General features: G+C 47.3%; 26 protein-coding genes and 2 tRNA genes. 20 read left to right on the plus strand and 8 right to left on the minus strand.

Annotated elements, in window-relative coordinates; all coding sequences use genetic code 11:
* Positions 1-117: 117 nt before the first annotated feature.
* The 7 genes from pyrF (at position 118) to AC0MA3_RS04350 (ending at position 4,523) form a co-directional block, all read left to right on the plus strand.
* Entirely contained in the window at positions 118-852 is a 735-nt protein-coding gene (gene pyrF, locus AC0MA3_RS04320; protein ID WP_474655443.1) for an orotidine-5'-phosphate decarboxylase, read from the plus strand.
* On the plus strand, positions 849-1,490 hold the full coding sequence (gene pyrE / locus AC0MA3_RS04325; protein ID WP_474655274.1) for an orotate phosphoribosyltransferase: 642 nt from the start codon (positions 849-851) through the stop codon (positions 1,488-1,490). Before pyrF ends, pyrE begins: the two co-directional genes overlap by 4 nt.
* Before the next feature lie 197 nt (positions 1,491-1,687).
* Positions 1,688-3,184: an extracellular solute-binding protein gene (locus AC0MA3_RS04330; protein WP_474655275.1), complete on the plus strand. Its 1,497-nt coding sequence runs from the start codon at positions 1,688-1,690 to the stop codon at positions 3,182-3,184.
* Positions 3,185-3,305: 121 nt separating this feature from the next.
* Positions 3,306-3,470, plus strand: coding sequence for a hypothetical protein (locus AC0MA3_RS04335; RefSeq protein WP_019909365.1), 165 nt, complete (start codon positions 3,306-3,308; stop codon positions 3,468-3,470).
* Between the two features lie 83 nt (positions 3,471-3,553).
* Positions 3,554-3,630: transfer RNA gene (locus AC0MA3_RS04340), tRNA-Met, on the plus strand.
* A 46-nt stretch (positions 3,631-3,676) separates the two neighbouring features.
* A tRNA-Ile gene (locus AC0MA3_RS04345) sits at positions 3,677-3,750 on the plus strand.
* 323 nt (positions 3,751-4,073) lie between these two features.
* Positions 4,074-4,523, plus strand: a complete 450-nt coding sequence (locus AC0MA3_RS04350) for a hypothetical protein (RefSeq protein ID WP_474655276.1) — start codon at positions 4,074-4,076, stop codon at positions 4,521-4,523.
* Between the two features lie 191 nt (positions 4,524-4,714).
* Here AC0MA3_RS04350 and AC0MA3_RS04355 read toward each other — a convergent pair whose 3' ends face one another.
* Both AC0MA3_RS04355 and AC0MA3_RS04360 read right to left on the minus strand, forming a co-directional pair.
* On the minus strand, positions 4,715-4,876 hold the full coding sequence (locus tag AC0MA3_RS04355; protein ID WP_379161290.1) for a hypothetical protein: 162 nt from the start codon (positions 4,874-4,876) through the stop codon (positions 4,715-4,717).
* A gap of 91 nt (positions 4,877-4,967) precedes the next feature.
* On the minus strand, positions 4,968-5,510 hold the full coding sequence (locus tag AC0MA3_RS04360; RefSeq protein WP_474655277.1) for an ImmA/IrrE family metallo-endopeptidase: 543 nt from the start codon (positions 5,508-5,510) through the stop codon (positions 4,968-4,970).
* Between the two features lie 259 nt (positions 5,511-5,769).
* On the opposite strand from AC0MA3_RS04360, the gene AC0MA3_RS04365 reads away from it, so the two are divergent.
* On the plus strand, positions 5,770-5,925 hold the full coding sequence (locus AC0MA3_RS04365) for a YjcZ family sporulation protein (RefSeq protein ID WP_474655278.1): 156 nt from the start codon (positions 5,770-5,772) through the stop codon (positions 5,923-5,925).
* Between the two features lie 78 nt (positions 5,926-6,003).
* On the opposite strand, the gene AC0MA3_RS04370 is transcribed toward AC0MA3_RS04365, so the two are convergent.
* Positions 6,004-6,444 carry a NucA/NucB deoxyribonuclease domain-containing protein gene (locus AC0MA3_RS04370; RefSeq protein WP_379161296.1) on the minus strand — a complete coding sequence of 147 codons (441 nt, stop codon included), beginning with the start codon at positions 6,442-6,444 and terminating at the stop codon, positions 6,004-6,006.
* A 117-nt stretch (positions 6,445-6,561) separates the two neighbouring features.
* On the opposite strand from AC0MA3_RS04370, the gene AC0MA3_RS04375 reads away from it, so the two are divergent.
* Positions 6,562-6,978: a cytidine deaminase gene (locus AC0MA3_RS04375; RefSeq protein WP_474655279.1), complete on the plus strand. Its 417-nt coding sequence runs from the start codon at positions 6,562-6,564 to the stop codon at positions 6,976-6,978.
* Positions 6,979-7,116: 138 nt separating this feature from the next.
* Here AC0MA3_RS04375 and AC0MA3_RS04380 read toward each other — a convergent pair whose 3' ends face one another.
* Positions 7,117-7,617 (minus strand): zinc ribbon domain-containing protein, encoded by a 501-nt coding sequence (locus AC0MA3_RS04380; protein ID WP_474655280.1) that lies wholly within the window; start codon positions 7,615-7,617, stop codon positions 7,117-7,119.
* Positions 7,618-7,831: 214 nt separating this feature from the next.
* On the opposite strand from AC0MA3_RS04380, the gene AC0MA3_RS04385 reads away from it, so the two are divergent.
* Positions 7,832-8,473 carry a hypothetical protein gene (locus AC0MA3_RS04385; protein ID WP_474655281.1) on the plus strand — a complete coding sequence of 214 codons (642 nt, stop codon included), beginning with the start codon at positions 7,832-7,834 and terminating at the stop codon, positions 8,471-8,473.
* A gap of 187 nt (positions 8,474-8,660) precedes the next feature.
* The gene (locus tag AC0MA3_RS04390; RefSeq protein WP_379161304.1) at positions 8,661-8,996 is read left to right on the plus strand and encodes a YolD-like family protein; all 336 of its coding nucleotides are present in this window, start codon (positions 8,661-8,663) and stop codon (positions 8,994-8,996) included.
* 40 nt (positions 8,997-9,036) lie between these two features.
* Here the strand turns inward: AC0MA3_RS04390 and AC0MA3_RS04395 are convergent, their stop codons facing one another.
* Positions 9,037-9,198 (minus strand): hypothetical protein, encoded by a 162-nt coding sequence (locus AC0MA3_RS04395; protein WP_474655282.1) that lies wholly within the window; start codon positions 9,196-9,198, stop codon positions 9,037-9,039.
* Positions 9,199-9,407: 209 nt separating this feature from the next.
* Here AC0MA3_RS04395 and AC0MA3_RS04400 point away from each other — a divergent pair, with 209 nt between their 5' ends.
* The 9 genes from AC0MA3_RS04400 to AC0MA3_RS04440 all read left to right on the plus strand — a co-directional run bounded on the left by AC0MA3_RS04400 (position 9,408) and on the right by AC0MA3_RS04440 (position 17,533).
* Positions 9,408-10,094: a M15 family metallopeptidase gene (locus AC0MA3_RS04400; RefSeq protein ID WP_474655283.1), complete on the plus strand. Its 687-nt coding sequence runs from the start codon at positions 9,408-9,410 to the stop codon at positions 10,092-10,094.
* 71 nt (positions 10,095-10,165) lie between these two features.
* Positions 10,166-10,600 carry a WGxxGxxG family protein gene (locus AC0MA3_RS04405; protein ID WP_474655284.1) on the plus strand — a complete coding sequence of 145 codons (435 nt, stop codon included), beginning with the start codon at positions 10,166-10,168 and terminating at the stop codon, positions 10,598-10,600.
* 350 nt (positions 10,601-10,950) lie between these two features.
* Positions 10,951-11,940, plus strand: a complete 990-nt coding sequence (locus AC0MA3_RS04410) for a tyrosine-type recombinase/integrase (protein WP_474655285.1) — start codon at positions 10,951-10,953, stop codon at positions 11,938-11,940.
* A 172-nt stretch (positions 11,941-12,112) separates the two neighbouring features.
* Positions 12,113-13,129 (plus strand): tyrosine-type recombinase/integrase, encoded by a 1,017-nt coding sequence (locus tag AC0MA3_RS04415; RefSeq protein WP_474655286.1) that lies wholly within the window; start codon positions 12,113-12,115, stop codon positions 13,127-13,129.
* A gap of 78 nt (positions 13,130-13,207) precedes the next feature.
* Positions 13,208-13,354 (plus strand): hypothetical protein, encoded by a 147-nt coding sequence (locus AC0MA3_RS04420; protein ID WP_474655287.1) that lies wholly within the window; start codon positions 13,208-13,210, stop codon positions 13,352-13,354.
* 655 nt (positions 13,355-14,009) lie between these two features.
* Complete coding sequence (locus AC0MA3_RS04425) at positions 14,010-14,240, plus strand: hypothetical protein (RefSeq protein WP_474655288.1); 231 nt, start codon at positions 14,010-14,012, stop codon at positions 14,238-14,240.
* 419 nt (positions 14,241-14,659) lie between these two features.
* A complete protein-coding gene (locus AC0MA3_RS04430) occupies positions 14,660-15,127 on the plus strand; it encodes a helix-turn-helix domain-containing protein (protein WP_474655289.1) in 468 nt (155 codons plus the stop codon).
* A gap of 563 nt (positions 15,128-15,690) precedes the next feature.
* The gene (locus AC0MA3_RS04435) at positions 15,691-16,500 is read left to right on the plus strand and encodes a hypothetical protein (RefSeq protein WP_474655290.1); all 810 of its coding nucleotides are present in this window, start codon (positions 15,691-15,693) and stop codon (positions 16,498-16,500) included.
* A gap of 169 nt (positions 16,501-16,669) precedes the next feature.
* Positions 16,670-17,533: an ATP-dependent DNA ligase gene (locus tag AC0MA3_RS04440; RefSeq protein WP_474655291.1), complete on the plus strand. Its 864-nt coding sequence runs from the start codon at positions 16,670-16,672 to the stop codon at positions 17,531-17,533.
* On the opposite strand, the gene AC0MA3_RS04445 is transcribed toward AC0MA3_RS04440, so the two are convergent.
* From AC0MA3_RS04445 to AC0MA3_RS04455, 3 genes are all read right to left on the minus strand, one after another.
* Positions 17,526-18,110: a hypothetical protein gene (locus AC0MA3_RS04445; protein ID WP_474655292.1), complete on the minus strand. Its 585-nt coding sequence runs from the start codon at positions 18,108-18,110 to the stop codon at positions 17,526-17,528. The genes AC0MA3_RS04440 and AC0MA3_RS04445 overlap by 8 nt on opposite strands.
* 119 nt (positions 18,111-18,229) lie before the next feature.
* Positions 18,230-18,424, minus strand: coding sequence for a hypothetical protein (locus AC0MA3_RS04450; RefSeq protein ID WP_474655293.1), 195 nt, complete (start codon positions 18,422-18,424; stop codon positions 18,230-18,232).
* Positions 18,425-18,508: 84 nt separating this feature from the next.
* Positions 18,509-18,895: a YhjD family protein gene (locus AC0MA3_RS04455; protein WP_474655294.1), complete on the minus strand. Its 387-nt coding sequence runs from the start codon at positions 18,893-18,895 to the stop codon at positions 18,509-18,511.
* Positions 18,896-19,052: the final 157 nt, after the last annotated feature.

Raw genomic sequence — 19,052 nt, forward strand, 5'->3', positions numbered from 1 at the left:
GCTGCTGAGATGAATTGAAAATAGTGCATGGCAAGGAGCGTATAAACGATGACCAAGGGAGAGAATCAGCAAGTGGAGCAGACGGTTACGCAGCACGGGCATGAGAATATCGGACAAATGGAGAAGCGTGAGGAAATGGCAGGCCGCCTCATGGTTGCCCTCGATTATCCGGATGTGGCCCAGGCCAAACTTTTGATTGAGAAGCTGGAAGATATTCCATGTTATATGAAAGTGGGTATGCAGCTGTTTTATGCGGCTGGTCCAGACTTTATCAGAGAGCTGAAAACGCGTGGCTATTCCGTATTCCTGGATGTCAAAATGCATGACATCCCGAATACGGTTCGTGGTGGAGCAGAGAGCCTGACCATGCTGGGGGTAGATATGTTCAATGTGCATGCAGCCGGGGGGAAGGCCATGATGACTGCTGCGCTGGAAGGCGCAGCGAAAGCGGCAAGCCTGCATCCATCGCTGCGTATTCCGCTCATAATCGCCGTAACACAGCTTACAAGCACCAGCCAGGAGATCATGAACACCGAGATCGGTATCTCAGGCTCGGTAACCGATACTGTTGTGCGATATGCCAAGCTGGCAGCCGAAGCAGGCTTGCACGGCGTGGTGGCTTCACCGCAGGAAGCAGCAGTTATCGCCGCTGCCTGCGGACCGGAGTTCCGCACAGTGACGCCGGGAATTCGTCCTGCAGGGGCCTCCCTGGACGACCAGTCCCGCGTGATGACACCCGGACAAGCAATCCTTCAGGGAAGCCACTTTCTGGTTGTCGGCCGGCCGATTACAGCTTCGGAGGACCCGCGTCAGGCCGCACTTAATATTATCGAGGAGATGAGCCAAGCATGAGCCCATTATTGAATAAAAGTGAACAGATCGCCCGTTACCTGCTGAAGATCGGTGCGGTGGCGCTGCGTCCACAGGATCCTTTTACCTGGACCTCCGGTATTAAATCACCCATCTACTGTGATAATCGTCTGACATTGTCCTTTCCCGAAGTCCGGAGCTACATCGCCGATGCATTCGTGGAAACCATCGCGAGTTCATACCCGGATGCCGAAGTGATTGCAGGCACGGCTACCGCTGGTATTCCTCATGCTGCCTGGGTAGCAGACAAGCTTAACCTGCCAATGGCTTATATCCGTGACAAGGCCAAAGGCCACGGCAAACAGAATCAGATCGAAGGCCTGATCACGCCAGGCCAAAAGGTCATCGTGATCGAGGATCTGATCTCCACCGGAGGCAGCTCCATCAAGGCCGCTCAGGCTGTACAGGAAGCGGGAGGCATACCACTGGTCGTGCTGGCCATTTTCAGCTATGAGCTGGACCGTGCCACTGAAGCATTCACCGCAGCAGGCATACCGCTGCAGGCTCTGTCCAACTACACCACTCTAATTGATGTGGCTCTGGCCCAGGGCACCATCGCCGAGACCGATGTAGAACTGCTGCAATCATGGCGTAAAGATCCGGCGTCTTTTGGCGTGTAAGATCTGAATTCATAAAGAGCTTTCATTCTAATCCCCACCTGACGGTGGGGATTTTTGGCATCATCCTATGAAGAAATCGTAGTGCATCTTTAAACTGCCTGTAACTTCCTGGACCGCACCAATCCTTATAATGCTAATTATAGGAAAGTTTTATTTCCGTAAGGGAGATAAGAATTCGACCAGGAGGGGATTTATTCATGAATAGTAAGGGAATCAGTACGGCAGCCAAACGCTGGCTGTCACTTGGCATCTGTGCGGCACTTGTGCTGCCGCTTACATCTGCAGGAGGGATTCGTGCCGCCGCCGAGGGTTCCAAGGGCTCTGAAGGGCAGCGGGTACTGCGTATCGGGAGCTTGTGGAGCGGGGAGGACGACAATTATTTCCGTCAGCAGTTTACCGATCTCTATGAGTTGCAGCATCCTGAGGTTAAGCTGGAGTTCGTCCCGGCCATTGATACCGAGAAGCTCCGCTTCAGTATCCCAGATCCTGTGGCGGGTCCGGATAACCTGGACAGTATGCGGGCGATTATGGGCGGTGCTAAGCCGGTGGATGTGGTTATTGTCGATAATACGCTGCTAAAAAGACTGGCTGACCACAATTTGGTGGACCCGCTGCAGCCTCTGATTGATCGTGACCATTACGATCTCAGTAATATAGCTCCCACGGTACTGGACGGAATACGGGAGCTGGGCAAAGGGCAACTGTATGCATTGACCCCTACCTTTTCTTCAAGTGCACTGTTTTATAACAAAAAGATATTCGATGCTGCCGGGGGAGCCTACCCAGAGAACGGGATGACTTGGGAGAAATTGTTCTCTGTCGCTGCCAAGGTTACGAAAGTGTCCAAACAGGACAAAGGCCGCGTCTATGGATTAGCCTTGAACCGCTATGCGAATGATCCATTCTGGGATATGCTGAACTACCTTTCTCCGCTGCAGCTGGCGATGTACGATCATAATGGGGGGCAAATGACCGTAAACACTCCTTACTGGACCAAGGTATGGACGGATTTCAACCTTCTGATCAAAAAACAGATCATTCCGGGCTTGCAGGAAATTAGTAACCCCGAATCTTCTCCTGTGGGTGGCGACTTGTTTCTGACAGGCAAAGCGGCTATGACAGTTGGCGAATACGGTTATATCAATGAGCTAACAGCAGCCAACAGGAACGCCTCACTCATTAAAAATTTCCAGCCTGTTGAGTGGGGCATCGTGTCCGTACCTACCTTTGCAGAAAAGCCCGGGGTAGCTATGGGAACCACGCTTTACAGCTTGATGGCGGTCAATACATTGGCACAAAACAAAGAGGATGCCTGGGATCTGATCCAATTTGTCAACAGCAACGGAGTTGCCAAAATCAAAGCCCATAACCGCTACGAGCTGACTTCACGAAAAGATTATAATGTACCTCCGGAAAAAGGTCTGGATCTTACTCCGTTCTGCATCCAGAAGCCACTGCCGGCGAGTGATCCGGCCATGGACAGTCTACAGGCGCGCATTCCTGGAATTACCCAGATCAATGATGTCGGGCGGATCTTATTCACTGAGGTGTATCAAGGCAAACGAACCGTTGCCAGTGCTCTTCAAGCCTGGGAGAAACAGGGCAATCTCATGCTGAAGGCTCTGCAGAAAGAGCCTGAGAAGTATTTTGATGTTGAGAATGGCTGGCCTGGGAAAAGCCCAACAACCAAATAAGACGCACCCAGAAAATTACACAGCCGCCGCCGGAAACCGGCGGCTTATTTTTAGGAAACAGGGCATGATATCTTTAGCAACAGAGCAATCATAATTTTGCGGAGAAGGAGAAGAAGGTATCATGAACTGGATATACTTCGCGAAGCTGTTCAGGACGAGATTTCAAGCCGGATGTCTGGCCAAGAGGCTGGAGCAGGACGGCTGGATATACGGCTATCATGACCCGCGTTTTGTGGAAATATACCGTTCACGCAAGGGCCGCTATGGTGTTCGTTTTCTGCCTTGAACCCATTGGTCAAAATCATGCTTGACTATTGACCCGGATATGATGTATATTATCTATTGTCGCTGTTTGAATATAATTACTGACGCGGGGTGGAGCAGCCCGGTAGCTCGTCGGGCTCATAACCCGAAGGCCGCAGGTTCAAATCCTGCCCCCGCAACCAATTTTATTTTCTCAGACAGCCATTGTATATACGGAATCCTAGATCCGGGCCCTTAGCTCAGTTGGTTAGAGCGGTCGGCTCATAACCGATTGGTCACAGGTTCGAGTCCTGTAGGGCCCACTTCTCAAAACCCCTTGCCTAGCAAGGGGTTTTTGCTATTTATAGGCTCGTAGAAGCGAATATGCTTGAGTGGGGAAGGGCCATATTTTTAAGCTTGCTAACGTATTTGATAACGGAGACTTTTATTCCACAGATTCAAGCTGCTTTTCTACAAATTTGCCAAAGTATCAATGTAGTAGGCCAGTGATAATTGTAAAAGGTAATGAATTGGTTGCTTTATTTTGTACTCATACCATTGAGTCGATAGTACAAACAATACTATGATCCGGCTCATAGAATGTACTATCTTCCGGAAGAAATCTTTATATAAAGGAGAGAGTGAAATGCCAATTCAATTCCTTGATTCCAGAACTTCAACGGCCTTGGCGGGACCTACCGGTACAACATCAATTCCAGAAGTAACACCAATCTTACTTGGTGACATAGGTCTTCAGGTAGCCGCAGTGATCGGTACTCCTAATGAGGCAGACGTGCGTATAGAGCTTTGGGGAACGATTGGAGTAGTCGGTGTGGCCACAAATCAAGTGACTGTCACTGTAGAAAGAGGCGGAACAGGAGTTAGTGGTACAGGTACTGTAATCTACACCGCCATTGTGGATTTGATCACAGGGTACAATCTGATTTCTTTCACCGCAGCAGATTTCCATCCGACCGTCCCTGCTTCGGGCGAGCTGCGCTATACCATGTATGCGGTAGATACAGGTCCAGGACCAGCAATAACTATAGCAGGACCTGTTACGTTTAATGGAATAGCTCAAGCTGGTGCATTCTAATTGCACTGTGTTAGTACCCTAACGAAAGTTTGTTAGGGTTTTTTCTTATCTATAATAGAATAGCTCTATTTCATATGTATTTAAGCTAGAAGGAATATACTAATAGCATATCCCCTAATTAAGATATTGGACCCTGCCGGATGCCGGCGGGGTCACTTTTTGTGGATTGGCCAGTCTTGCGGCATAAGGGCTTAATCTTCCTGAGGTTCCTGCAGCAGAATGGAAAAAGTCTGAGTCTCATGGTTCACTTCAATGGCTTCGATACCAACAAAATCCGGGATTTCGGGATGCACCGCGTCCACGTTGTAATCTGGATGGTTCAATAATAGGTGGATTATTTCGATGGCTTCCATACCGTTCCCCCCTAAGGGTAATTTCGCTTAAGTCTGATGGCTTGAGCTCCTATTGCAGCAGATTCGTGTCTGCATATTATCTCCTATGCATTTAGCGAATATGTCTGTGGATTAATTTTCTGTCCTCATTTCTCTCCATAACAGCTATTAACTGCCCCTGGAACACACGCCGCTGAATTTGATCGATCCGCTGCAGAGCCAATTCGCTGGGAACCTGAAAAGTGGCGGCAAGCTCCTGAACCGCTTCTTCGCGGAGCTCAGGCAGGGTCATCTTCGAGATTATGGAGTAAGGCATTGCTGCATACAAAATAAAGCGTTCCGATTCATCCTGTTCCGCTTGACTATATTGCTCAGGCATCAGCGTATGGCTGCCGGAATGACGGAGCAGGTGACAAAGCTCCTGCAGAAATTCCAGGCGCTGCAGTTCTCCAGAAAGCCGGTTATCGATGAACATACTGTACATACCGGCTGAGGCTTCAATCCCTTTGCTCCTCACATCCAAATAATGAACCCAAATATTCAGGCGTTCGGCAATATACGCAATCGAAATTTGTGCCGGCTTACAGATATCCAGCCGTTCATATAAATCCTCCGTCCATTTCTCCAGAGCAGTCATTTGATAATAGGAATGCATTTGATTCACCTCAGATACAAGATCGTATGTTCGTATTTATGGCCAAAAGAAAAGCCCAGAGGGCTTAAAACTACGCGAACCTGTGTTCTTATGTGTCTAAGCATATAGCAATCAGATAGTAATATCAAGTGTTTTCAGCTTGGAAGGTTGGGCTTACATAATTAGATGAATCGGAATTTCTTTGCCTATTGGCCCATGCAGTACAATGGCCTGTAACATATTCTGTGCTGTAGTCATTATTTCAGAGGAGGAATTAACAATGGGAGCAGATTATGGTTGCGGTTGTGGAAATAATATCGGTGGAGTAAATCAGGGACCCCCAGTAGTACCGGTTGTCAGCCCCTTTACTTCAACAGGTGCAATTCTGGTACTGTTCATTCTTCTGGTAATTATCACCAGAGCCTGGATGTTCTAGAATCTCCAGCCGTGATTGTTGCCCTGTCAGGCTAAAAGCCTGATAGGGCTATACGGGTTTCCACGATCAATGTGTGCGCTATCTGAACATGAATTCTACTCGCGTTCCGTCAGGCAGCTCCTCCAATTGATTGCCCACCCAGCTGCCAGCCCCGCGGTTATCTTTTGGCGTTATGTATTCGATGTCAGCTCCGCTTCCGCCTTCCTCGCACATGGCCATCGGCCATTCATCGCGGTCATAGCCTTTTTTGGTCGGAATCCCCTTCAGTGACTCTTTACGGTTCTCTTCAGCTTCCTGCCGGTCGATAGTGCAAATGGACGACTCTCCACTTCGGATAGCATCTTGAATGTGCTGAGCAGTCTCCGGATAACGGTCACTTGGAAAGTCCAGCTGGACAACATCAGTATCTTCTGTGGAGTTCTGACTGCCAGGCAGCGGACCATTCTCCTCATACCAGTATGCGGCGGCCAAAAGCACCAGGATGATGATGAGACTCGGGATGAATTTCTTGGACTTCACTGTGCTGCCCCCTATAAGTTTGTAAGCCTGCGCTTAAAGCATACGCAGACTTAACCAGTATATCTTAAATATAGCCTCCTTTAGTATACTGAAAATAGTAAAAAGGGGGTAAGGTTAATGGAATATGAGATTACTTCAGAGGATCAGAATTTGATTGCCTCCGCACAGGAGATCATCACGAAACGTTATGAGTGGGAACGTCACCATGTGGGAGCGGCTCTGCGGACCAAGACGGGAGAAATCTTCACCGCCGTTCATGTGGAAGCCAGTCTATCCAGAGTTACGGTCTGCGCAGAAGCGATGGTGATAGGTAAGGCTATATCGGAGGGATACAAGGAGTTTGATCTGATAGTCGCGGTAAGACATCCCGATCCTGACAACCCTGAGGAGGAGATCAAAGTCGTCTCGCCCTGCGGCATGTGCAGAGAGCTGATCGCCGATTACGGCAAGGATTGCAAGGTAATTGTGCCTGTTGAGGGAAGAGTGATCAAGGTGAATGCAGCCGAGCTTCTTCCGATGAGGTATTCCAGATAACCGGGGAAAGAAACATACATAATCGTATGAAAAACAGAGCAATGCGCGAACGGTTCAGATGTGGGGACAGCCCCAGCCAGGTTTAAGGCGTTAATCCGGCTGAGGCGTTCTATCCTCCCTACGAGGCAGACCAGCGGGTTAGATTTGTTCGCGGTAGCTGATATTGTTGGCGATTTTTTCATCGCGTACCGCTTTGCGGAGTACATCCTTAACGGTTTGGGGTTGGCGGATTCTGCGGAATAGCAGCTGCGGTGATGAAGCATCGTCCGAAAATATCGTAAGCATCCCGATGCCGAGAATACGCTGCATGATCGACTGGTCCACAGAGAAGTCATTCACTCGCAGCAGCTCGATTTCTTCAACGTCCTTGCCAATCAGTCCGGTTTTGACCATAATACGCTGGCTGGTGATCGTATATGTGGTTGTGTTCAGCCGCACAATGCCTTTGAGGCGGTCAGCAATACCGGCTGGTTTACCCTGCCACAGCTCGACTTCAGGCCCTGAGCCCGATCCGGGTACACTTCCAGCTGACGGTCGGCGTATATGTGCAGCCGAGTCTCCCTCCGTACTTGCTCCACATTCTCCGCAAAATTTGGCGCCTTGCTCGTATTCTGCTCCACAGCTTGTGCAATAAGGCATGGTCAATCTTCCTTTCTGTCAGTCATAATGAAATCATTATAGTACAAACAAAGATTTCCAGACACTGCTTGTGATTCTTTTTATTAAATATTACTCACTGAATCAATGAATACGCTTCATTTCTGTCAAATGTTCCATTCATCCTAATTTTACATAATTTTCAGTTGCACTTTACAAAACTCGCTATTATTCTGTTAATTGGAGGGATATAAATATGAGACAAGCCTTACTGGCAGTGTTATTAATGGTAGTGGTGATTCTGAGCGCCTGCAGCAATAGTACTTCGGCACCTGCTTCCCATGAAGAGGTACAGGAGAAGGTGCAAAGCTTTTATAATGAAATGTCAAAATTTGATGAACTGGGCAAATCCTCATTGGAAGAGTTCAACACAACCCTAACCTCGTTTTCAAGTGGAAAAGCATCAGACAAAGAAATGGAAAAGGCGATAGATCAATTTCAGGATACTGCTACTGATATCGCCGATGAAGTCAAAGATGTGAAGATTTCCAAAAGCCTGCCCGAAGATATTCAAAAGCTCCTGAAAGAGTCGGTAATTGCGTTCCAGAGCGCGTACTCGATCAAAGAGAAGGCCGCAAAAGATGCCGCCTCCCCGGACGTTACAGCCGATGAGTTCAACGATATGAACCAGCAGGCGGACGTTGCGATGCTGTACGGGATCTCCAAGCTGAATGAAGCCAGAGCAGCCGCGGGGCTGATTGAGCCGGAAAGTGCGGCAGAGGGAACGTTGTCCGGGACAGACAGCGGCACTGATGCAGCAGGTAAGCAAGCTAATACAGACTCTACAGACACGAATGCAAAGTCCGGTTCTGGAACATCGGTATCTGACGTTAAGTAAAAAGGACACACTCAGGTATTATAGAGGCGCTGCACAGAAAAACTGTGGGCGCTTTTTTACTTGCTATTTACATTTTTTTCTGATTGCTTAAGAAGCAGATAAAGGCATATAATACAAACATACGTTCGGTTATAGTGGAACGCAATCGGTGAATGGAATCAAGAATAATTCTGGGAGGAGGGACATAATGGGAAAAAAGCTGGAAGGGAATGGCCTGGGGATGAGCAGCCGAATGATGCTACCGGATCATACAAGCCGGATTCGGAATGAAGAATTGGAAACTCTGCACCGCGGGAAGCCGTTTCTGGATAAACAGAAGCTGGAGGAGATTGAGTATACGCTGGCACTGTCACTACGGAGTCATGTCCGGGTAACGCTAGTGGTGTTTGATGCTTTTGAGAAGAAGCTGCTGAACGGATTTGTGACCTCCATCCACACCCACTCGCGCGAGATCAAGCTGCAGTGGGCGGAGGAATGGAAGTGGATTGATGTCGATAATATTGTGGAGGCGTATATCGTCTGAATAGGCAGTGAGGACAACTTTGTGGAGTGAACCTTGTTCTTTAGGTATGGAATTGGGCTTCGGTCCTCTCATAAGCGATCAGGGTCACCGGCTTGTTGCCATTGATCTGGGCAATTGCCGTTTCGGCTTGGCGGATGATCTGCAGCGCCTGGTCCTGTCTACTCAATTCCGCAATTTTGTAGCTGTCACTGTGAATGTCCATTTTGTCATCCCACCTTTCGCTTATAGAATAGCCTGTTCGGATAGGAATCATCCCGAAAAAAATGTGCGGAAGGTGGTTACACGTACAACCCTATAGGATAGATACTCAGGCTCCGTGATGAATCGGGGTCTTCTTTTTTATAGATTTAAGGGAACAGCGTACAAGCAACAGCAGAATAAAGGGCATTTACTGTACCAGGAGGGGATTAGATGCTGACTTTAGATGAGGTGATTAATAAATCGGCAGCCCGGCTCGGCGGTCTTCATCCCGTCTTGTTGATGGCTGCAAATGTCTTGATTCAGCGTTGTTATGCCAAAGGCATCCCCATTGTCATTACACAGGGCATGCGCACCATAGCCGAACAGAATGCACTGTATGAGCAGGGGAGAACCCGAAAGGGGAATATTGTAACCAATGCCAGAGGTGGCAGCAGCTATCATAATTATGGCTTAGCCATGGACTTCGCGCTGCTGCTTCCGGGTGGGCAGAACATCTCTTGGGACATGAACCTGAATGGGGATGGAGACAAGCTGGCAGACTGGCAGGAGGTCGTACAGGAAGCGAAAAAGTTGGGATTCGAATGGGGCGGGGACTGGACTTCTTTTAAGGATTATTCCCATTTGCAGATGGCTTTTGGACTGACTGTTGCACAGCTTAAGAGAGGCCAGCGTCCGACCGCTCAGCAGGAGAAGGAAGCTTTAAGCCGGATTACCGGAGGTGAGGGTGAAGTGAATAAAGATGTGGAAATTACGGTCAATCTGAACGGAGTTAAGCTTATGGTTGGAGTGCTGGATAAGGGGACCACCTATGTTCCTGTGCGGGTATTGGCTGAAGCTCTTGGCGCCAAGGTGACTTATGATCCTGCGAGCAAGACAGTGAATGTGGTAACTGTATAAAATTCTTTGCATAGATTACACGCCGCAGGGGAAAATTATCAGCGACAAACCACACAAGGGGGTATCACATTTTGAACAAGCTGATTACAAGTCTTGCCTGCGGCACGATTTTATCCATGAGCCTGCTGGGAGTAGGATATGCATCCAACGCTTCCGGTACAGCCGGTATGGGCGGAACGGCACCGATATATAACGGTTCATCTACGAATGACCGTATGGGTACCGGCACCCGGATGATGAACGAACAGGGTAACACTATGTTAAATAATACGACCGGCACCCTGCGCAACAATGATACGATCATGAGAGACAAGGTACGCACCGGAGATAACAGCACGGTCTCTCCCCTGTCTAACACCACGCAAACAGGCAGATACCGGGCTACAAGCACGACCACTAATGCAACAGACAACGACAACGGCTCCAATTGGGGCTGGCTAGGATTGGTAGGTTTGCTCGGTCTGGCTGGCATGAGAAACAGAAGCAGCGAACGCGAACGCCGCTAGTCCTGCAATACAAGAGGTCCGTATCGGCTCCGGCTGAGCGGGCCTTTTTGATAAGTATACACTAAATAAAAATTATGATTGCGTATCCACAGAAACCATGATAATATATTTATTGTCGCGTTAACAACGCTGTTATCATGCCGGGGTGGCGGAACAGGCAGACGCACAGGACTTAAAAATTTGTGCGCATACTTACGCATCCGATTCGCATAGCATTGCGGTGTCGGTACGTATCCCTAACGGTAAAACTTACGCTAGTCCTACGAATCATATTAAACGGAAACCTGTACGCCTGCATTCGCTTTATTCGTTATTACTGACGGATAGAACGAATGGAGGCGTTTATTTATATGGCAGCAGAACGGAGCCGGCGCGTTAACCTCGCGGCTGCCGGCCGCAATTCATCCGCAACAGAATTACCGCTAGAGTCTACGGACTTTGAAGCCGCACAAACCGCATTCCTGCGCTACTGCCGCATACGAAACCTCTCAGATACAACTCTAAGCTATTACCGCGATACAACGAAGGAATTGCGCACTCAATTAACCGCGCAAAACGTAGAGAGACCGATTGACGTCACGCGGGATCACGTCCTTACCGCGCTGGACACGAAACGGAGCTCGAAGATTAAACGGGGACGTGCGGAAACACCCTCGGACGCAACGATTAATAAGTTAATCCGAGGCTGGCGCGCGTTCTTTAATTGGTTGTATACAGAAGGCTACGTCGATAGTAATCCGTTTAAAGGCGTAGGCACCGTTAAATCGGAAAAGCGTATAATCGAAACATTCAGCAACGCGCAAATAAAGGCGCTGCTCGATGCGCCTAATCGCGTAACATTTACGGGCTATCGAGATTATGTGATTATGCTGACGCTCTTGGACACGGGCATTCGCGTCAGTGAACTTGAAGGTTTGGAAGTTACCTCCATTGACTGGCGTGATCGTATGTTGAAGGTTTATGGGAAGGGTCGTAAGGAGCGCTTAGTACCGTTTAGTCGTACGTTAGATAAACACCTGCGTGAGTATACGGAAATGCGTGGTTATCTAACAACTCCGCGACTGTTTGTGAACATCGATAATAATCCGTTCCAAGTGCGGGGTATCCAGCAGGCGATCCAACTTTACGGACAGGCTGCGCGGATTAAAGGGGTGAGAGTGTCGCCACATACGTTCCGCCATACGTTTGCGAAGATGTATATTATGAACGGAGGCGATTCGTTCAGTCTGCAGAAAATCTTAGGCCATACCTCATTGGAGATCGTTAGAATGTACGTAAATCTGTTCAGTACAGACATATCAACACAGCACGCGAAGTTCTCGCCATTGGAACGAATGTAAAGAAATGCGAACGCGCTCGGTCCTAAGCGGATCGGGCGCTATTTTTCGCAATACGGTAGCCGTAAACATTAGTGATTACTCGATAGTACATAATATTGCCAATATAACTCAACCTGCCAAAATACGCTATACTGGAGAGTGGCCTAATACATGCATAGAAAGGTTGTCCCGAATGGTCAATAGCTCGGATATTGAAAAATACAGATTGGTAAGGAGTGTTAAGGCGGCAGATAAGCAACTCGATTATTTGTTTGAAATATTCATCAATGCTAAGATTTCCGAAGGTAGATCACCTCGAACAGTGGAATCATACGAGGAGTATTATCGGTATTTCTGCGGTTATCTAGACAAACGCGATATAGAGAAGGTATTCTCGTCAGTAACCCCGGAGTTACTACGCTCTTATATGGGGTGGATGCTTTACGGCCAATTAAAATGGAGCGGTCATCCCCATAAAAGTCAGGAAAACATGACATTAGGATTGAGCCCGGTCACCGTCAATACAAAGATGAAAGCGATCAAAGCAATGTTTCGTTTTCTTCATGAGGAAGGCGTTATACCGAGTAATCCGGCTGCGCGTGTCGGGAAAGTGAAGGAGCCTGAGAATAAAATACGGATACTCACAGTAGAAGAACTTCAGCAGTTGCTTGAATCCATAGATTTAACAGAATATCCGGATTTCAGAGATTTTGTAGCAATAAATGTTCTGATTGATAGTTTTGCGAGAGTTGGCGAAATACTGTCACTTAAAGAAGAAAGCATCGACTTCAAACTCGGCATGCTCCACTTTGACGCAGACATAGTAAAGACCCGTAAAGGACGGTCCGTTCCAGTATCGAATAGTACCTTGCGGCTACTAAAAATACTTATTAATATGAACGGTGAGTTTGAATCGGAATACATATTCTTAACAAAACAAGGCCGAAGATTACGCGACGATAGGCTAAGAGACCGTATCAAGAAGCATTCGAGGAAAGCCGGCATCGACGCGAACGTATTCTTACACCTATTTCGCCACACGTCAGCCACGATGTTCATGGAGAATGGCGGTTCAATGCGACACCTCGCCGCTATCCTGGGGCATACGGACCCGCGCTCGACCATGCGATATACAACACCGTCAGACCGGTCGCTAAAGGAACAGCATGAAGCCTATTCGCCAATGAATATCGTTCTGAATCCGTATTAACTCTGACAAGCCGGAAAGCCCACGTAGGGCCGACCGGCTTTTTCTTCGTTTATGGTTCTCGTACACTGGAGGCTTAATATGCTCGGGCTTCCGTTTGATGACGTAGGTGACGAATTTATCTCGGAGTGTATACGTGTGGGAGCGCTAATCTCGCAAGGTGGACGGGAGCAAGCGGCATATGCATTGTACCTGCGGAGAAACAAAGGGAACGAGGAGGCAACGTAAGTGAAGAGGGTAATGTCTTTTATGACACAAGTTAGACACACTCACGGGCTTTTACAAAGTTTCTGTTGTACCGGCCCGAAAAATACTAATAGAGAAGAACCGCGCCCAGCGTGGAAAATCGGCGGTTTCATTAAATATCAGGGTCCGGAAGCAGGTTGGAAAAGTAAAGATAAACGGAGTGACTACGAGATAATGAGAGATATTCGCAGATAATGTATATGGCGGAAAGGGTAGATGAGTTGTTTTTTCACTTAGACTATTTGAGAGAGTTGGCAATATAATCGAGGTATCGGACGAAGGGAGTTTTTGGAGATGAAAACATAAGAGCGCCCGAGAATAAGGATGAATTCGGGAGGATGGGCAAAATGTTCGCATGGTAATTTTTGATATGAACAAGCTGTAATATTTATCACTCTATTATCGTTTGTATCATTCTATTTATGTATAAGTACCTTATTCCTCGGAATAATTACCAGCGAATTTATACCGCTAAATGTACGAAATCGCCTATTTTGGCGTTCGCACATCGTTCGTGTTAAATCTATAATCGGAGGTGTCAACGGAATGACCACGAGTGAAGCTACGGAAACACAAATTTAAGCACAGACTTGACGGTCTGCAGCGTGGCAACCGTGAACTGTGAGAGGCGATCGACATGCACGGTCCTGAGTTACTGCGCGCAGCCTGTGAGGTTGCGTTCGCGGGGTATAAACCGAGGCGCGAGTATCCGCTGCTGACCGCCGGCTTCTGCATGGCGTATCAAATTAACGGAATCATTCCGCAGCTACAGGAGGAGATTGCCCGGAAGGAACGGGCAAAGGCAGCGCAGGAGCAGCGCGTGGTAACTGGCGGGATGTCGGCGGAGGAGATTGCGGCGTTTTTATAAAATGTGTAAATAGGCGCAATCTTGGGAGAATAGGCGATAATGTACGAGAGCCGCAAACTCGCGCACCCACGCCCTTGTAAAAATAAAAATCGTCAATTATGGGCTAATATCGTGGAATAACGAAGAATATCAGGTTTTTCAAATACGAACCGATACGGTAACATATTCCACAAAAGGAGGAACGGAAAGACACAAGATTCCGCATTGTGTTCGCTCACCGAGGAGTACGGCGAGGATACACGCGTCGAAATCGTGTACCTGCCGATTTGGGGTATCGTACAGGAAACGGATTTAGCGCAAGAAGCTGCGCAGTTTAATCCGTAGAAGCTCATTATAAAATTATCATAACAAGATAATAATATTCCTGTTGACCCTTCAATTATTATCATGATAAGATAATTTTGAGGGGGTGGATAAACATGGAATTTTCAGAAATAGTGCGTAAAAACAGAAAAAAGCAAGGACTAACGCTGAAAGATCTTGCAGATAGAACAGGCGTTAGCGTTTCCCAGCTTAGCAAGATTGAGAGAGGTACAAGCGAACCTCAAAGAGAAAGTGTAGTGCTCATAGCGAAAGGACTAGACATGTCAGAAGAAGCATTACTGGTGGCCGCTGGGTACGCATCAAAATCGTTGGAGGATATTACTAGGAAAATAATACGACTCTCGGAGAGCTATCAAGTCAGTTTTCAAGAGGTAACGGAAAAGCATGAACAATTTATTCAACAACTGAATGCTCTCACCTATCAGGAGTGGTCCCGCACTTGGATGAAAAGGCACAACGGGGATATTCTTAGTGTTGAGCAGTTAGATTTATTATCCGCTGAGGTGTCTGATTTTTATGAAGTCCGGAGGGCCTCAATGTTAAGAGGGATTAAGGCACCTTGAGCGTATAAAGCAGGAGGTGAATCTATGAACATAAATAATCACGAGCTATTTCTTTCTGCCATCGAACGCCGCCCATTCCGCAATCTCCTCCACACTTGATCCGGGCGCCTCATTGCGACGTATCCCGAGGGTTAACGCGGTTTGTCAAAGTTCCGACGGAATGTGCGCCCGGATCAAGCATAGGGTAGCTGAATTGATTTAACTAACAAAGAGTTTTTACATAAATGCAAAGGAGGTGAGGAAGATGTTAAGTCTGAATGATGCTCTAACGCTAATGATATCGTTTGCTTCCCTGGTACTTGTAATCGACAGAAAAAAGCGAAGCTAAAATAACCGGCCATCCGCCAAGATAACGGTTATCACTCCGCTGTACTTACTTAACGCAATTGTACGCTCATTTATATTCAGGCGCAACAGTGAGGCGCCAGGAAACGGGGAGTAAGGTCCGTGTAACTGGCGTTCTACTTTCGCTAATTTTGATCTTTTCATGTCTTTAGAACTCGATTTACATCAATATCACCAATTTACAAGTCAGTAAATACTTCAATACTTAGGAGGCAGTTATGGCTTGTGATTTTATACATTATTATGTTGAATCTAGCTTTATAAAAATTAACGAGATCTATACTGAGAACGTTTATGATTCTCCCGTTGTTAAAGTAGATATTAGCTATGAAAATAAAGAAAGGGAAATAGTTTATGTAAGATGTTACTTTAACAATATATCCAACCTCGACAGTGCGCGTGTTGAAGCGAATAGGGTGGCGTCTAAGATTTTAGCCCAAATATGTCTAGCTTACGACAATGTGATATTTGGCCCGCTAAACTTTCTATATGCTTGGTTAGGAGGAGAGGTTATTACCCCATCAGATTTAACAGCGACGGTAGGAGTGAGAAGATTACTGGAATCTCATAAAGTGAAAGAATTTGAAGGAGTCTCAGAAAAGCACCTTTTACTCTATAGGTATGCAAATTTAGTAGATAATGAAGCTTTGAAATTTATCCATATGTACGGTATCCTAGACAGTATTGTTAGAGATAAGTCCGATCGCAAAAGCCAACTAACAAATGACACTTTAATCTATCAATGGGAGCGCGCTAGGGGATTGAGTACAGAGTGGAGAAGCTCGCTAAATCCTGATAAAAGAGATCCGGAGACAATTTATACTTGGACAAGAAATCAAATAGGACATGCGGAAGAAACTTCATATTCAAATGAGGTTTATTCACTGGCGTACAATAATCTAAAGCCTTTAAGAGATATAGTTAAATGGTGTATGCTTGAGTATGATAACCTTGTTCAGGGGTTTTTTGACAGTTCCTATCGATTATACCGGGGCGATAGTAGGGCGATCATTAGGAGTATTATTTGATAACTTAATACCTGTTAACTGAACGGTCTGGGTACAAGAACATAAAAGATATTCTTAGTTATATTTGAATAACGAGCAGGCCGGACGCACTCCGGTCTTTTCCGCGTTCCATAACTTACCGCGCCAATCAACGCCAGCCGCGCGTTATAATTAACGTTGAGGTGATTACGTGTTTATTTCCCCAATGTTACTTGAAACTGCGGCCGCCCCGTTCTCGGATTCGCGCTATATCTACGAGCCGAAGATCGACGGCCACCGTTTAATATACGATCAAACAGGCGGTAACGTCCGCCTATACACGCGTCATAACAACGAATGCACGCGCCAGTATCCGGAGATTAGCGGCGCACTCTTTCCGCACGACATAACGCTCGACGGCGAGATTGCGTGCGTAGATCCGCAGAACAGCGCGGTTGACTTTGAATCCGTCATGTCGCGGTTCCAAGCGCGGCGCTCCGATACCATCCGCCGGCTTACCGCTGAGCTACCGGTTACGTACGTCATATTCGATATCCTGCGCTATAAGGGCGAGGACCTGCGCAATCGGCCGCTAATGGAGCGTAAGGCCATTCTTGCGGGCCTAACGTTACCTAACGCACACTTCGGCGTGACTCCGTACGTTGAAGGCGCCGGCGAAGCGCTATTTACGCAGATGCAGGCGCGGGCTATGGAGGGCGTAGTCGCCAAGCGGATGGACAGCGTATATGAAACGGGAAAACGTTCTTCACAGTGGCAAAAGGTCATTAACTGGACGTACGCTGACGTTTATCTTAGCGGATATAAGAAGGCTGAGTTCTGCTGGCTCGCGTCTGTGCCGGACAATCGCGGTAAAATGCGGCCGGCTGGCATAATCGAGTTCGGCGCATCGCCTACGCATAAGCGTGCATTTTACGGCGTCAGTAAGGCGCTGATTACGGGCGAGGACAGCGACTTCGTTTACGTGGAGCCGCGCATTAGAGCTCGCGTGAAAATGCGAAATTGGACTCGCGCGGGGATGTTGCGGAGTCCGGTGTTTACGGAGTTTCTCATTTAGACTGTTTCTTGAGTTCACGCATGACCTCATCAGACAGAGCGTTTGGAGTGTCTTTAAGTACATGCTCGAGACTTTTACCGTTCATGAAATAACCGTTTGAAATCATCTGGAGGTCTGAGTAAGTAAACTTAAGTTTGAGTATTTTCGCCAGACTGTCGAATGCCTTAATCCTATTTTCTTCTAAATAATGACTGACGCTTGACTGGTTAGACACATTATCAGATAACTCAACGAGGTCTGAAGTAACTTTAAGTGTCTCTCTTAAAGACGGGTATCGCAGAAAGAAAGCGAAAATCGAGTAGAAAGGGACGGAACGGGAAGTCGAGATCAAGTCTCCACCTATCTCGATAGACTTTCCAATAAGGATTTTTCGGAGCTCTTTTACTGACTCAAATGACCGCTCATTTTGCGTTTTTTCTAACGTGAATACTTCTGAATTTAAAACAATGTGTTTGACCACTGCGGCCCTTGCCTTCTTAAACTCTAATAAGGGGTCCAGTATGTATCTATGTACGGTCTGACCAAAGACGTACACAGTAGCGCCGCTGAATATAGTCCAAAACACAGTTGTAGGCATCTATACATTACCTCCGATAGTAGTAACGTGAGATTTTCTGACGTAGTATACCCCGCCGATCTTCACGCTTTCTAGTGTATACTTCTCAATCGGCCCAGCGTAAGCCGCAGTTTTTCCGTTTAGCTCGCGTATTTAAAAGTGCAGGAATCGCGCATATAATACTCACCCCGCACCTTAACGGCCGCATACGATATATCTTCGATTAATCCGCTGCCCGCTAGTTCGTTTCCGATGAATACTACGATTGGCAATCGCTCTATCTGCGCGGTATAAAAGTGAACGTTAGCGGTCAGCGGCTTCATAAATCGGCTCATTAACGTAGTCCTTTCGTTAGGTATTACGTTAATATTCGCTATCTTTCGCGCCAGTTCCTTCCGGGAGCTGGCGCTTATTTGCGTTCAACTAAGAGCTCCACTAACGGCCGCACCAAAATCAGCTATATATTGCGCCATCCTCGCGCGCATTTCATCGCGCAAAACCTCGCGGGCAACCGCGTATACTTCCGCCTGTGATTGACCTTTACGCGTAAATTCAACGTGAATCAATCCGTTAAGCTCGGCTGTCCGGGTAATTCGCAAGCCGGCGCGGCTAAGTGCTAAGCGGTTCTCGCCCAGGTCTTTCGTCATTTTACGTAGTAGGAACGTACCGGATGCGCTGTAGGCCCGGTTGAGTACGTTAGGCACGTCATCAAGTTCGTCTATACTGCGCTGAACGGCAGATGTGAGCTGCGGAAATAGTATGTAATCGCGTAATAACGCGTTCTCTTCGTTGATATGGTTGTTCATCGTAGAACCCTCCGTGATAAGAACATATGTACGTATTATATGCGCCTAAACTATTCTTATGCAATGGAGAATCATTGGATTTCGGTCTCGCTATAATAAAAACGCCAGGATGCGGAGTGATATCCGTTATCCTGACGTTCGTTTTCATCGTTATATG

Source organism: Paenibacillus sp. LS-5 (genome assembly GCF_056121505.1).

Bases quoted from the DNA above. Each gene is read 5' to 3' on its own strand.
- pyrF (WP_474655443.1), top strand. From the start codon at position 118: ATGGAGAAGCGTGAGGAAATGGCAGGCCGCCTCATGGTTGCCCTCGAT.
- pyrE (WP_474655274.1), top strand. From the start codon at position 849: ATGAGCCCATTATTGAATAAAAGTGAACAGATCGCCCGTTACCTGCTG.
- AC0MA3_RS04330 (WP_474655275.1), top strand. From the start codon at position 1,688: ATGAATAGTAAGGGAATCAGTACGGCAGCCAAACGCTGGCTGTCACTT.
- AC0MA3_RS04335 (WP_019909365.1), top strand. From the start codon at position 3,306: ATGAACTGGATATACTTCGCGAAGCTGTTCAGGACGAGATTTCAAGCC.
- AC0MA3_RS04350 (WP_474655276.1), top strand. From the start codon at position 4,074: ATGCCAATTCAATTCCTTGATTCCAGAACTTCAACGGCCTTGGCGGGA.
- AC0MA3_RS04355 (WP_379161290.1), bottom strand. From the start codon at position 4,876: ATGGAAGCCATCGAAATAATCCACCTATTATTGAACCATCCAGATTAC.
- AC0MA3_RS04360 (WP_474655277.1), bottom strand. From the start codon at position 5,510: ATGCATTCCTATTATCAAATGACTGCTCTGGAGAAATGGACGGAGGAT.
- AC0MA3_RS04365 (WP_474655278.1), top strand. From the start codon at position 5,770: ATGGGAGCAGATTATGGTTGCGGTTGTGGAAATAATATCGGTGGAGTA.
- AC0MA3_RS04375 (WP_474655279.1), top strand. From the start codon at position 6,562: ATGGAATATGAGATTACTTCAGAGGATCAGAATTTGATTGCCTCCGCA.
- AC0MA3_RS04380 (WP_474655280.1), bottom strand. From the start codon at position 7,617: ATGCCTTATTGCACAAGCTGTGGAGCAGAATACGAGCAAGGCGCCAAA.
- AC0MA3_RS04385 (WP_474655281.1), top strand. From the start codon at position 7,832: ATGAGACAAGCCTTACTGGCAGTGTTATTAATGGTAGTGGTGATTCTG.
- AC0MA3_RS04390 (WP_379161304.1), top strand. From the start codon at position 8,661: ATGGGAAAAAAGCTGGAAGGGAATGGCCTGGGGATGAGCAGCCGAATG.
- AC0MA3_RS04395 (WP_474655282.1), bottom strand. From the start codon at position 9,198: ATGGACATTCACAGTGACAGCTACAAAATTGCGGAATTGAGTAGACAG.
- AC0MA3_RS04400 (WP_474655283.1), top strand. From the start codon at position 9,408: ATGCTGACTTTAGATGAGGTGATTAATAAATCGGCAGCCCGGCTCGGC.
- AC0MA3_RS04410 (WP_474655285.1), top strand. From the start codon at position 10,951: ATGGCAGCAGAACGGAGCCGGCGCGTTAACCTCGCGGCTGCCGGCCGC.
- AC0MA3_RS04415 (WP_474655286.1), top strand. From the start codon at position 12,113: ATGGTCAATAGCTCGGATATTGAAAAATACAGATTGGTAAGGAGTGTT.
- AC0MA3_RS04420 (WP_474655287.1), top strand. From the start codon at position 13,208: ATGCTCGGGCTTCCGTTTGATGACGTAGGTGACGAATTTATCTCGGAG.
- AC0MA3_RS04425 (WP_474655288.1), top strand. From the start codon at position 14,010: ATGCACGGTCCTGAGTTACTGCGCGCAGCCTGTGAGGTTGCGTTCGCG.
- AC0MA3_RS04430 (WP_474655289.1), top strand. From the start codon at position 14,660: ATGGAATTTTCAGAAATAGTGCGTAAAAACAGAAAAAAGCAAGGACTA.
- AC0MA3_RS04435 (WP_474655290.1), top strand. From the start codon at position 15,691: ATGGCTTGTGATTTTATACATTATTATGTTGAATCTAGCTTTATAAAA.
- AC0MA3_RS04445 (WP_474655292.1), bottom strand. From the start codon at position 18,110: ATGCCTACAACTGTGTTTTGGACTATATTCAGCGGCGCTACTGTGTAC.
- AC0MA3_RS04450 (WP_474655293.1), bottom strand. From the start codon at position 18,424: ATGAGCCGATTTATGAAGCCGCTGACCGCTAACGTTCACTTTTATACC.
- AC0MA3_RS04455 (WP_474655294.1), bottom strand. From the start codon at position 18,895: ATGAACAACCATATCAACGAAGAGAACGCGTTATTACGCGATTACATA.